The organism is Cupriavidus agavae, from assembly GCF_004217045.1.
Lineage (GTDB): Bacteria > Pseudomonadota > Gammaproteobacteria > Burkholderiales > Burkholderiaceae > Cupriavidus > Cupriavidus agavae.
On sequence record NZ_SGXM01000003.1, the window covers coordinates 417,336 to 429,974 of the forward strand.

12 protein-coding genes are annotated in these 12,639 nt (G+C 67.4%); 11 read left to right on the top strand and 1 reads right to left on the bottom strand.

Annotated elements, in window-relative coordinates; all coding sequences use genetic code 11:
* Positions 1–8 precede the first annotated feature (8 nt).
* From EV147_RS15765 to bfr, 11 genes are all read left to right on the top strand, one after another.
* Positions 9–1,073 carry an isochorismatase family cysteine hydrolase gene (locus EV147_RS15765; RefSeq protein WP_130392148.1) on the top strand — a complete coding sequence of 355 codons (1,065 nt, stop codon included), beginning with the start codon at positions 9–11 and terminating at the stop codon, positions 1,071–1,073.
* Positions 1,070–2,656 (top strand): acyl-CoA synthetase FdrA, encoded by a 1,587-nt coding sequence (gene fdrA, locus EV147_RS15770; protein WP_130392149.1) that lies wholly within the window; start codon positions 1,070–1,072, stop codon positions 2,654–2,656. The genes EV147_RS15765 and fdrA overlap by 4 nt, the downstream gene beginning before the upstream one ends.
* The gene (locus EV147_RS15775) at positions 2,653–4,107 is read left to right on the top strand and encodes a YlbE family protein (RefSeq protein ID WP_130392150.1); all 1,455 of its coding nucleotides are present in this window, start codon (positions 2,653–2,655) and stop codon (positions 4,105–4,107) included. Before fdrA ends, EV147_RS15775 begins: the two co-directional genes overlap by 4 nt.
* Positions 4,104–5,069: a carbamate kinase gene (locus EV147_RS15780; RefSeq protein WP_130392151.1), complete on the top strand. Its 966-nt coding sequence runs from the start codon at positions 4,104–4,106 to the stop codon at positions 5,067–5,069. Before EV147_RS15775 ends, EV147_RS15780 begins: the two co-directional genes overlap by 4 nt.
* A 350-nt stretch (positions 5,070–5,419) precedes the next feature.
* The gene (gene gshA, locus EV147_RS15785) at positions 5,420–6,715 is read left to right on the top strand and encodes a glutamate--cysteine ligase (RefSeq protein WP_130392233.1); all 1,296 of its coding nucleotides are present in this window, start codon (positions 5,420–5,422) and stop codon (positions 6,713–6,715) included.
* A gap of 102 nt (positions 6,716–6,817) precedes the next feature.
* Positions 6,818–7,771 (top strand): glutathione synthase, encoded by a 954-nt coding sequence (gene gshB, locus EV147_RS15790; RefSeq protein WP_130392152.1) that lies wholly within the window; start codon positions 6,818–6,820, stop codon positions 7,769–7,771.
* A gap of 128 nt (positions 7,772–7,899) precedes the next feature.
* On the top strand, positions 7,900–8,355 hold the full coding sequence (locus EV147_RS15795) for a PTS sugar transporter subunit IIA (RefSeq protein WP_130392153.1): 456 nt from the start codon (positions 7,900–7,902) through the stop codon (positions 8,353–8,355).
* Entirely contained in the window at positions 8,324–8,593 is a 270-nt protein-coding gene (locus tag EV147_RS15800) for an HPr family phosphocarrier protein (RefSeq protein WP_130392154.1), read from the top strand. Before EV147_RS15795 ends, EV147_RS15800 begins: the two co-directional genes overlap by 32 nt.
* Positions 8,594–8,640: 47 nt before the next feature.
* Positions 8,641–10,398, top strand: a complete 1,758-nt coding sequence (gene ptsP, locus EV147_RS15805; protein WP_130392155.1) for a phosphoenolpyruvate--protein phosphotransferase — start codon at positions 8,641–8,643, stop codon at positions 10,396–10,398.
* Between the two features lie 241 nt (positions 10,399–10,639).
* Entirely contained in the window at positions 10,640–10,945 is a 306-nt protein-coding gene (locus EV147_RS15810; protein ID WP_130392156.1) for a (2Fe-2S)-binding protein, read from the top strand.
* Between the two features lie 177 nt (positions 10,946–11,122).
* Positions 11,123–11,602 carry a bacterioferritin gene (gene bfr / locus EV147_RS15815; protein WP_130392157.1) on the top strand — a complete coding sequence of 160 codons (480 nt, stop codon included), beginning with the start codon at positions 11,123–11,125 and terminating at the stop codon, positions 11,600–11,602.
* A 246-nt stretch (positions 11,603–11,848) separates the two neighbouring features.
* Here bfr and EV147_RS15820 read toward each other — a convergent pair whose 3' ends face one another.
* A complete protein-coding gene (locus EV147_RS15820; protein WP_130392158.1) occupies positions 11,849–12,601 on the bottom strand; it encodes a HesA/MoeB/ThiF family protein in 753 nt (250 codons plus the stop codon).
* Between the last annotated feature and the right edge of the window lie 38 nt (positions 12,602–12,639).

Sequence of the window (12,639 nt, forward strand, 5' to 3'; positions counted from 1 at the left end):
ATCCAATCATGGCGAAAACGCTATTCGTGAACGGCACCCTCATGCGCGGGCTGGCCCTGCACGGCAACCTGGCCGGCGCCGAGTTTCTTGGCGAGTTCCGCACCCGGCCGGTGTACCGCATGCACTCGATCAACGATGTCCATCCCGGCATGTACCGGGTGGAAACGGGTGGGGTGGCGGTGGCGGGCGAGATGTACCGCATGAGCGACGAAACCTGGGCGCGCGTGGAGGCGGGCGAGCCGTCGCACCTGTACTGTGGGCCGGTGGAGCTCGACGATGGCAGCGTCGTCGACGGCATCCTCTATCCGCGCGGGCAGGTCACGGCGGCGCATCCGGACATTTCAGGGTTTGGCGACTGGCGAGCCTACATGGCGTCGCGCACCGGCACCATCGAGGCGGAGCCCTATGCGATGCCGTTCAACCCCGCCACGGCCGCGCTGCTCATCATCGACATGCAGCGTGATTTCCTGGAGCCAGGCGGCTTCGGCGAGACGCTGGGGAACGACGTGTCGCTGCTGCGCGGGGCCATCGCTCCGTGCAAGGCACTGCTCGATGCGGCCCGGGCACGCGGCATGCTCGTGATCCATACGCGGGAGGGGCACAGCCCCGACCTCGGCGACTGCCCGCCCACCAAGCTGGCGCGCGGCCGCCTGCAGACCGGGATCGGCGATGCCGGGCCGATGGGCCGCATCCTGGTGCGCGGCGAGGCCGGGCACGACATCATTCCCGAGCTATATCCGGTTGCCGGCGAGCCCGTGATAGACAAGCCGGGCAAGGGCGCGTTCCACGCCACGGACCTGGAAGCGCGCCTGCGCAATCGCGGTATCCGGACGTTGCTCGTGTGCGGCGTGACCACCGAGGTGTGCGTCCACACGACGGTGCGCGAAGCGAACGACCGGGGCTTCGAGTGCCTGGTGGTGTCGGATGCGACGGGATCGTATTTTCCTGAGTTCCAGCGCGTCGGGCTCGACATGATCAAGGCGCAGGGCGGCATTTTCGGCTGGGTCGCGCCGTCCGCCACCGTGCTCGCTGTTCTGGTGCCGGGCGGGCAGGGCGAAAGGACGTCGCCATGACATCGACCGTTGTCCAGTTCTTCCCGAACCTGTACCGGGATTCCGTCGCCCTGATGCAGTTGTCGGCCCGCCTCGGCCGGCTGCCCGGCGTGGCGCAGGCGTCCGCGCAGATGGCCACGCGTGCCAACCTCGAACAAATGGCCGGTGCCGGGCTGCTCGATGCCGTACCGGAGCCGCGCCCGAACGATGTGTTGCTGGTGCTGCGCGGCGAGGCGGAAGCGCTGCAGGGCGCGCTGCAGCAGGCGGCGGCGCTGTTTGACGAGAAGGTGTCCGATACGGCCGGGGACGCGCGCAGCGAGCCGCTGCGCAGCGTGCAGATGGCCTGGGACGCTGGCGGCGCGCGGGCCAATCTCGTGCTGATTTCCACGCCGGGCGACTATGCCGCCGCCGAGGCCATGAAGGCGCTGCGGCTCGGCATGAATGCCATGCTGTTCTCGGACAACGTCAGCGAGGCCGCCGAGATCGCGCTCAAGCAGTTCGCGCAGTCGCGCAACCTGCTGGTCATGGGGCCGGATTGCGGCACGGCCATCATCGACGGTCTGCCGCTGGCTTTCGCCAATGTCGTGGCGCGCGGCGATATCGGCGTGGTCGCCGCGTCGGGCACGGGCCTGCAGCAGGTCACCTGCCTGATCGACCAGTACGGCCGCGGTATCACGCACGCCATCGGCACCGGCGGGCACGATCTGTCCGAAGCGGTGGGCGGCATCACGATGCTGACGGCGCTGGCGCAATTGGCGGACGACCCGGCGACGCGCGTCATCGTGCTGATCTCGAAGCCGCCCGCCGCCCGCGTGGCGGACAAGGTGCTGGCTGCCGCGCGCCAGACCGGCAAGCCGGTGGTGGCCTGCTTCCTTGGCGCGGACCCGGATGCGTTGCGCGCGGCAGGCGTGGTGCCGGCCAACACGCTGGAGGACGCGGCGCGGCTGGCGGCCGCGTTGTCAGACGGGACCGCACCGCGCGATGATGCCGATGCCGATGCCCTGCGGAAGCGGGCAGCCGGCCTGGCTGCCCGACTGACGCCGGGGCAGACGCAGCTGCGCGGCCTCTATTGCGGCGGCACGTTCTGCTATGAGGCATTGCTGATGCTGCAGGATGCGCTGCCCGATCTCCGTTCCAACACGCCCACCGGCAAGGTGGCTCGCGTGGACGACCTGTGGATGAGTCGCGGCAATACGATTCTCGACCTTGGCGATGATGATTTCACGCGCGGCCGGCCCCATCCGATGATCGATCCCGGCCTGCGCAACGAGCGGATCGTGGCCGAAGCGGCGGACCCCGGCGTCGCCATCATCCTGCTCGATTTCGTGCTCGGCTATGGCGCGCACGAGGACCCGGCGGGCAACGTCCTGCCATCGCTGCGGGCGGCACGCGAAGCCGCCGCCGCCGCAGGCCGCGAGGTGATCTTCATCGGCCATGTCTGCGGCACGGGCAGCGACCCGCAGAACCTTGGCGCGCAGCGCGCCGTGCTCGCCGAAGCGGGCGTGCAACTGGCGGACAGCAATGCGCAGGCCGTGCGGCTGTGCCGCGCGGTACTCGCGGCACACGCCGCCATGGCCACCGACGGGAAGGGAGCCCGAGCATGATGCCGTTGATCAAACAGAAGCCCGTGATCATCAACGTCGGCCTGACCGGCTTTGCCGACAACCTGCGCCAGTGCGGCGCCGAGGTGCAGACCCTGCAGTGGCAGCCGCCGGCCGGGGGCGATGTCGCGGCGGGCTGGGCGCTGGCGCAGATGCTGGCCGACCCGCGCGTCGAAGCCGCCAACCAGGTGGCCTTCGGGCGCTACCTCGCCGCGCAGCCGGTGCTGACCGGCGTATCGACCGCCGCACAGGCCATTCCCGGCATGGATGGCCGGCTGATCCTGCATTCCGGGCCGCCAATCGAATGGGCGCGTATGTGCGGGCCGCAGCAGGGTGCGGTGCTGGGCGCGATCCTGTTCGAGGGATGGGCCGCCTCGCTGGACGAAGCGCGCGGACTGGTGGAAACCGGGGCCGTCCGGCTGGCGCCGTGCCATCACCATGGCTCGGTCGGGCCGATGGCCGGCATCATCAGCCCGTCGATGCCGGTCTGGATCGTGCGGAACACCGCTGGCGACAATGTGGCCTGCTGCAATCTGAACGAAGGCCTGGGCAAGGTGCTGCGCTTCGGCGCCAACGGTGAGGAAGTGATCCGGCGCCTGCGCTGGATGGCCGGCACGCTCGGCCCGACGCTGGCGGTGCTGGTCGAGGAGATGGGCGGCATCGAACTGAAGCCGCTGATGGCGCAGGCGCTGCATATGGGCGACGAGGTCCACAACCGCAACGCGGCGGCCAGCGCGCTGCTGTTCCGCAAGCTGACCGTGGCGGCGCTGGCATCGACCCGGCTCGACGCGCGCGCGATGGCGGAATCGCTGGCCTTCATTGCCGGCAACGACCACTTCTTCCTGAACCTGTCGATGGCTGCCTGCAAGGTCATGCTCGACGCGGCGCACGGGGTGCCGCACGCCTCGATGGTGACGGTGATGGCGCGCAACGGCGTCGAGTTCGGTATCCGGCTGTCCGGGCTCGACCAATGGTTCGTCGCGCCGGCGGCCGTTATCGACGGTCTGTTCTTTCCCGGCTTCGGACCGGCCGATGCCGCGCGGGATCTGGGCGACAGCGCCATCACGGAAACGGCGGGCGTGGGCGGCTTCGCCATGGCGGCATCGCCGGCCATCGTGCAGTTCATCGGTGGCACGCCGCGCGATGCCGTGGCCAACACCCGCCGCATGCTCCACATCACGCTGGGTCAGAACGGCGCCCTGACGCTGCCGGCGCTCGATTTCACCGGCACGCCGGCGGGCATCGACGCCAGGCGGGTGCTTGATACCGGCATCCAGCCCGTGATCAATACCGGCATCGCGCACAAGGACGCCGGGGTTGGCCAGATCGGCGCGGGCATTACCCATGCACCGCTGGCGTGTTTCAGCCAGGCCATCGCGGCACTGGCGGCCACGTTGCCGCAGCGGCCAGGCCAGCCGGATCAGTCGGACCAGCCACCCGGAGGCCGGACATGAGCAAGCTCGGTGAAAAGGACGCACCGGTCGCGGTGATCGCGGTCGGTGGCAACGCGCTGGCGCCCGAGGGCGGTGGCACCAACCTGCATGACCAGGCGCGGGCGGCCGCGGATGCGGCCGGCCATATCGCCGACGTGGCGGAGCAGGGCTGGCGCGTGGTGCTGACCCACGGCAACGGGCCGCAGGTGGGCTACATCCTGCGTCGCTCGGAACTGGCGATCCAGGAGGTGCCGCCGGTACCGATGGACTACGCCACCGCCGACACGCAGGGCGCCATCGGCGACATGTTCCAGCGCAGCCTCTACAACGCGCTGCAGCGCCGGGGCGTGGCCCCGCGCGTGGTGACGGTGGTGACCCAGGTGGTGGTCGACGAGCACGATCCGGCGTTCCAGAGCCCAGCCAAGCCGATCGGATCGATCATGGACGAGGCCACGGCGCGCCAGCGGGCGCAGTCGCTTGGCTGGAACATCATGGAGGAGGCCGGGCGGGGCTGGCGCCGTTGTGTGGCGTCACCCCGGCCCCAGCGGGTGGTCGAGACCGACACGATCCGGGCGTTGCTGGCGCAGAACCATATCGTGATTGCCTGCGGCGGCGGCGGAATTCCCGTCACGATGGCCGCCGACGGCACGCTCTGCAACCGCGAGGCGGTGATCGACAAGGACCTGGCGTCCGCGCTGCTGGCCCGGCAACTGGGGGCGCAGCGACTGGTGATCGTCACGGCGGTGCCCAAGGTGGCCATCCATTTCGGCAAGCCGGAGCAGCGCTGGCTGGACCACCTGACCGTGGCCGAGGCCGAGCGCTTCATGGAGGAAGGTCATTTCGGGCGCGGCTCGATGGGGCCGAAGATCGAGGCGGTGCTGGAGTACGTGCGCAGCGAACCGGGCGGCGAGGGCATCGTGACCGACATTTCCAGCATGGGGGCCGCGTTGGCTGGCGCCGGCGGCACCCGCATCAGCGGCTGACCGGAGGCTGGCGCAGTATTCGCAGAGTGCTTAAATCGGATCTTAAAAAGTCTCAATTGTCTTTAGGGTGGCCCACGCATAGAGTGCCAGTGAGGCAGTTTCCTCCACCTGCAGAACGCTCCCCGTATCTGTCAGGCCATTTGAAAGCGCGGCGCCAGCCGCGCTTTTTTTTGCCCGCGCGTTCCAGGCACCCCACCGGCCGGCCCGGCGGGCTTTGAATCGGCGCGATTGGCCCAATATTCCTGTCCTTAAGCTGGCGACCGCATAAGGTTATTCGTGGCAAGCCAGCAGCCCCGTGGCCGTTCCCTTACAATCGGGGCGGACAATAAAGCTGAATATTTAGGATGGATATGGTCCCGCACCTCATTACCGCGCTGAACGGTCCGCTGCTCGAACTGGAGAAGAAGATCCTGGACGCCACCCCGTCCATCGAGCGCTGGTTCAGGCTGGAATGGCAGGAACATACCCCGCCGTTCTACTGTTCGGTCGACCTGCGCAACGCCGGCTTCAAGCTGGCGCCGGTCGACACGAACCTGTTTCCGGGCGGTTTCAACAACCTGGCCCCCGAAATGCTGCCGCTGGCCGTCCAGGCCGCCATGGCCGCGATCGAGAAGATCTGCCCGGACGCCAAGAACCTGCTGCTGATCCCCGAGCGCCACACCCGCAACATGTTCTACCTGCAGAACGTGGCGCGGCTGTCGCTGATCATGCGCCAGGCCGGCCTGAACGTGCGGCTGGGCTCGCTGTCCGAGGAAATCACCGAACCCACCCCGATCGAGCTGCCCGACGGCCAGACGCTGGTGGTCGAGCCGCTGGCGCGCCTGGGCACCAAGGGCCGCCGCCTGGGGCTGAAGGATTTCGACCCCTGCTCGATCCTGCTCAACAACGACCTCTCGGCCGGCATCCCGCCCGTGCTGGAGAACATCCACGAGCAATATCTGCTGCCGCCGCTGCACGCGGGCTGGTCCACGCGCCGCAAGAGCAGCCACTTTGCCGCCTATGACGAGGTGGCCAAGAAGTTCGCCAAGCTGATCGACATCGATCCGTGGATGGTGAACCCTTACTTCGCCCGCGCCACCGGCGTGAACTTCCACGAGCGGATCGGCGAGGAAGAACTGGCCGATTCCGTGGAAGGCGTGCTCAAGAAGATTGCCAAGAAGTACCGCGAGTACGGCATCAAGGAGACGCCCTACGTGGTGGTCAAGGCCGACGCCGGCACCTACGGCATGGGCATCATGACCGTGCGCGACCCGTCCGAGATCAAGGGCCTGAACCGCAAGGAACGCAACAAGATGAGCGTGGTGAAGGAGGGGCTGGAAGTCTCCGACGTCATCATCCAGGAGGGCGTCCACACGTTCGAGAAGGTCAACGAGGCCGTGGCCGAACCGGTGGTCTACATGATCGACCGCTACGTGGTGGGCGGCTTCTACCGCGTGCATACCGGCCGTGGCAACGACGAGAACCTGAACGCGCCGGGCATGCACTTCGTGCCGCTGGCCTTTGCCCCGAACGGCATCCCGGACAGCCACGCCAAGCCTGGCGCCGCCGTGCCGAACCGCTTCTACATGTATGGGGTGGTGGCGCGGCTGGCGCTGCTGGCTGCCTCGGTGGAACTCGAAAAGACCGATCCGAACCCGATCCTCTGATCCGCGGGGCGCCGGTTGGAGCCGGGCCCGCCCGATGTCCGCCCCCGGTCCGGCTCGCTTGAGCCGGACGTTTTCTTCCTGACGCGAACGCGACGACCCATCATGCGCATCCTGTTCATTACCGATCCGCTGGAAACCTTCAAGACCTACAAGGATTCCACCTACGCCATGATGAAGGAGGCCGCCGCGCGCGGCCACGAGCTGTTCTTCTGCCTCCAGTCCCAGCTTTCGCTGGCAGACGGCGTGGTCGAGGCCGTGACCCGGCCGCTGGACGTCACCGACGACGCCCAGGACTGGTTCCGCCTCGGCGAGTCCGCGCTGACGCCGCTGGCCACGTTCGACGCGGTGCTGATGCGCAAGGACCCGCCGTTCGACATGGAGTACGTGACCAGCACCTGGCTGCTGGAACTGGCCGAGAAGCAGGGCGCCCGCATCTTCAACAAGCCGCAGGCGATCCGCGACCATTCCGAGAAGCTGGCGATCGGCCAGTTTCCGCAGTTCATCACGCCGACGCTGGTCACGCGCGACGCGGGCCGGATCCGGGCCTTCCATGCCGAGCACCAGGACATCATCGTCAAGCCGCTCGACGGCATGGGCGGGATGGGCATCTTCCGGGTGGGCCCCGACGCGCTGAACCTTGGCGCGATCGTCGAGACGCTCGGCGACAACGGTGCGCGCACGCTGATGGTCCAGCGCTACATCCCCGAGATCAAGGCGGGCGACAAGCGTATCCTGCTGATCGGCGGCAAGCCGGTGCCATATTCGCTGGCGCGCATCCCGCAAGGCACCGAAATCCGCGGCAACCTGGCCGCCGGGGGGCTGGGCCGCGCGCAGGAACTGAGCGCGCGGGACCGGGAAATTGCCGAGACGCTGGCGCCGGGGCTCTGGAAGCAGGGCCTGCTGCTGGTGGGTCTCGACGTGATCGGCGACTACCTGACCGAAGTGAATGTGACGAGTCCGACCTGTTTCCAGGAGATCGCGCAGCAGACCGGCTTCAACGTGGCCGCGATGTTCGTCGACGCGCTGGAAGAGGCGGTGGCGGCCGAGCGCCGCTGACACCTGGCCGGGCTTGCCCGCCCCGCGTGGCGATGCGGGAGCGCCACAGTCCGGCACTCAGCCATAAAGACGGGAAGGGGCCGCAAGGCTGCCTGCTACAATTCGCAGCAGTCCAACGGATTCACATCATGGCCGGAATTCTGATCATCGCGCACGCGCCGCTAGCCTCGGCGCTGCGCGATTGTGCTGCCCACGTCTACTGCGGCCAGCCACCCCGGCTCGCCGCCATCGACGTGGCCGCCGACGCCGACCCGGCCGCCGTGCTGGCCGAAGCCCGCCGCGGCCTCGACGCCGTCTGCGAGGAGAACGGCGCGCTCGTGCTGACCGATATCTTCGGCGCCACCCCGGCCAATATCGCCGCCAAGCTGGCGGAGTCCGGCCGTGTCAAGGTACTGGCCGGCGTCAACCTCCCGATGCTCGTGCGCGCCATCTGCTATCGCACCGAGAAACTCGACCAGCTTGCCACCAAGGCGCTTGCCGGCGGCGCCCAGGGGGTGCTGCAGGTTGGCACCACCACTGTCCAGAACCAAACCGCAAACCATCCCGACAAATATGCTGCAGAGGGACACCACCATCATCAATAAGCTCGGGCTGCACGCCCGCGCGTCCGCCAAGCTGACCCAGCTGGCGGGAAATTTCAAGAGCCAGGTCAAGATGTCGAGGAACGGTCGCCAGGTCGACGCCAAGAGCATCATGGGCGTGATGATGCTGGCCGCCGGCATCGGTTCGACGGTGACGATCGAGACGGACGGCCCCGACGAGCAGGAGGCGATGGATGCGCTGCTGGCGCTGATCGCCAACCGGTTCGGCGAGGGCGAGTGAGGCTCGCCACCACAAAAATTCCATAAACGTTCCTGACGGAGCGGGTCATGCCCTTTGCCTTGCACGGCATTCCGGTTTCGCGTGGGGTCGCCATCGGGCGCGCCCACATCCTGGCGCCCGCGGCGCTCGACGTCTCGCATTACCTGGTCGATGAAGACCGGCTCGATGCGGAGGTAGAGCGCCTGCGCGCCGCGCGGGCAGCCGTGCGCGCGGAACTGGTCACGCTCAAGCGCGACCTGCCGCGCGACGCGCCCGAGGAGATGGGCGCCTTCCTCGACGTCCACGCGATGATCCTCGACGACGAGGCGCTGTCGCGCGAGCCCGAGCAGCTGATCCTGACGCGCCGCTACAACGCGGAATGGGCGCTGACCACGCGGCTCGAAGAACTGATGCGCCAGTTCGACGAGATCGAGGACGAATACCTGCGCGAGCGCAAGGCCGACATCCAGCAGGTGGTGGAGCGGATCCTGAAGGTGCTGGCCGGCGCGCCGGTGCTGGCCCCGGCCCCGGTACCGGCGCTGGCGCCGGACGGCGAGGCGGCCCCCGGCGTGATCGTGGTGGCCCACGACATCGGGCCGGCCGACATGCTGCAGTTCAAGCACACCGTGTTCCACGGCTTCGTGACCGATCTGGGCGGCCGGACCTCGCATACGGCGATTGTCGCCCGCAGCCTCGATATTCCGGCCGCGGTGGGCGTCAAGAACGCCAGCGAGCTGATCCGCCAGGACGACTGGGTCATCATCGACGGCGATGCCGGTCTGGTGATCGTCGACCCGTCGGCCATCATCCTGGAGGAATACCGCCACCGCCAGAGCGAGCGCGCGCTGGAGAAGAAGCGCCTGCAACGCCTGCGCCACATGCCGGCGGTGACGCTCGACGGGCTGGAAATCGAACTGCTGGCCAATATCGAACTGGCCGAGGATGCTGGCGCGGCGCTGGCGGCGGGCGCCGTGGGCGTGGGCCTGTTCCGCTCGGAATTCCTGTTCATGAACAGGCGCAGCGAGATGCCGGACGAGGAAGAGCAGTTCCTGGCCTACCGCAACGCCGCCGAGGCCATGCACGGCCTGCCGGTGACGATCCGCACCATCGACGTGGGCGCCGACAAGCCGCTGGACGGCCTCGGCGACGATTTCGAGACCGCGCTGAATCCGGCGCTGGGACTGCGCGCCATCCGCTGGTCGCTGTCGGAGCCGGGCATGTTCCTGACGCAGTTGCGCGCGCTGCTGCGGGCGTCGGCGTTCGGACCCGTCCGGCTGCTGATCCCGATGCTGGCCCACGCCAGCGAGATCGACCAGACACTCGACCTGATCGCCCAGGCCAAGCGCCAGCTCGACCAGCGCGGCCAGCCCTACGACCCCGGCATCAAGATCGGCGCGATGATCGAGATCCCGGCCGCCGTGCTGCTGCTGCCGCTGTTCCTGAAGCGCATGGATTTCCTGTCGATCGGCACCAACGACCTGATCCAGTACACGCTGGCGATCGACCGGGCCGACAACGCCGTGGCCCACCTGTACGACCCGCTGCACCCGGCCGTGCTCCAGCTGATCGCCCGCACGATCCGCGACGCGAACCACGCCGGCGTGCCGGTGGCCGTGTGCGGCGAAATGGCCGGAGACCCCGCCATGACGCGGTTGCTGCTCGGCATGGGCCTGCGCGAGTTCTCGATGCACCCGGCCCAGTTGCTGCGTGTGAAGCAGGAGATCATCCACGCCGATTGCGAGCGCCTGTGCAAGGCGGTGGACCATATCCTGAACTGCTACGAGCCCGACGAGCTGGCCAGCGCGCTCAAGCTGCTGGCCGCCTGAGCGCCGGCCAGGCGATTACCCTTTTGCAACGAAGGGTCTTTGTCTGCAATGTCATCGCCTGGAACGCCACTTTTCGATGGGAAAGTGGCGTAGCAGATCCTTCAAAACGTGACTGTCACTCCGGCTCGTGTCCTCCGGTTCTCATTCGTTTAATGGGAATTGTTATCATTTTGGTTTCCTGTTATTCTGCCTCTCATCGCGTTCGGCATGCCGGTGCCGACGCCGCCCCCAGGAGGCTTTTGTGTACGTTTGCATTTGCAACCAGGTTACCGACCATGAGATCCATGGCGCCGCCCATCTTGGCGTCAGCACGCTCGACGAGCTGGCGGAGACGCTTGGCGTAGGAACCTGCTGTGGCCGTTGCCGCGATTGCGCGAGAGACGTGCTCGCCGAAGGCGTGGCCGCGGTACAGACCATGAAGGCCTCCAGCCTTTCGACCATCAAGGTCGTCGAAATTTCAGTTTGTTCGTCTGCTTCGTCACATGCCATAATGGAGGCTCGTGACCCGGCAGTTGCGAACGACCAGCGTACTGCGCTGGTTGCCTGAAGCTCACTCTGAACAGCGAGACTATTCACCGACATCACGTGTGAATCGAGAAGCGCGCCCACGGATTTCTCCGCGGCGCGCTTTGTTGCTTGCCTGTTTTTCGTAGCGGCCTTCGTTCGATGCCGGGTTCATTGTTGTCTGCAATCGCTGTCCGCAACGGACGCAACAGGAGCCCCCATGAAAGGTGACAAGACCGTCATCCAGCATCTGAACGCCCAGCTCAAGAACGAGCTGACCGCGATCAACCAGTATTTCCTCCACGCCCGCATGTACCGCCACTGGGGCCTGAAGAAGCTCGGTGATGTCGAGTACAAGGAGTCGATCGGCGAAATGAAGCACGCCGACCGCCTGATCGACCGCATCCTGATGCTCGACGGCCTGCCGAACCTGCAGGACCTGCACAAGCTGATGATCGGCGAAGACACGCCGGAAATGCTCAAGTGCGACCTGAAGCTGGAGCAGACCGCGCACGGCACGGTCAAGGCAGGCATTGCGTACTGCGAATCGGTGGGTGACTACGTCAGCCGCGAACTGCTGGTCGATATCCTGACCGATACCGAAGAGCACATCGAATACCTGGAGACGCAGCTCGACCTGATCGACAAGGTTGGCCTGCAGAACTACCTGCAGTCGCAACTGGAGCCGGGCGCCCAATAAGCGCGCCGGTCCACGGCCGGCCGCCTCCGGAAACGGGGTGGCGGGTCAGGCGCGTGGCGCTGGATGGCGCCGCGCACGAGTGTGGAAGTGGTTAGTAACCTTTCTCATTCGGATTCTTGTCTCCATCCAGTCATTCGCTGCCGTTGCAGCGACGCGCGCCGGCCACGGCGACCCAGCGGGGAGGGGGCTCCACCGCGACGGGTCGCCGGCAGCGCCGGCGCCGACCTTCCCAGATCCTTCCGAAATTCAGTGGCTGCCGCCGCAGACCTCGCAGCCCGGCGTGCGCGCCAGCCGCATCGTGGTCCATTCCATCGTCAGCGCGTTGACCATCAGCAGCCGGCCCGACAGTGTCTGGCCGATGCCGGTCAGCAGCTTGAGCGCCTCGGCGGCCTGCACCGTGCCGACCATGCCGACCAGCGGGGCAAATACGCCCATCGTGGCGCAGGCGGCCTCCGGGGCAGGCTCCGATGGCGGGAACAGGCAGCCGTAGCAGGGCGCGTCGGGCTGGCGCAGGTCGTAGACGCTGACCTGTCCGTCGAAGCGCAGCGCGGCGCCTGACACCAGCGGCTTGCGATGCGTCTGGCAGGCGCGGTTGACGGCCTGGCGCGTGGCGAAATTGTCACAGCAGTCGAGCACGACGTCGGCCTGTGCCACCAGCGCGTCGAGTTCGGCGTCGCCGACCCGCTGCGGTACCAGGCGGATGTCGAGGTCCGGATTGATCCGCAGCAGGCCCTCCCGGGCCGATTCCACCTTGGGCCGGCCGATATTGGCCGTGGTGTGCAGGATCTGGCGCTGCAGGTTGGTCAGGTCGACCTCGTCGTCATCGACGATCGTCAGCCGGCCCACGCCCGCCGAGGCCAGGAACGGCAGCGCCGCGGCGCCCAGCCCGCCTGCGCCGATCACCAGCGCGTGGCCGGCCAGCAGCCGTTGCTGGCCTTCGATGCCAAGTTCGTCCAGCAGGATATGGCGCGAGTAGCGCAGCAACTGATCGTCGTTCATGGGTCGGTCGGTGCAAACAAAAACGGCCCGACGGTGCG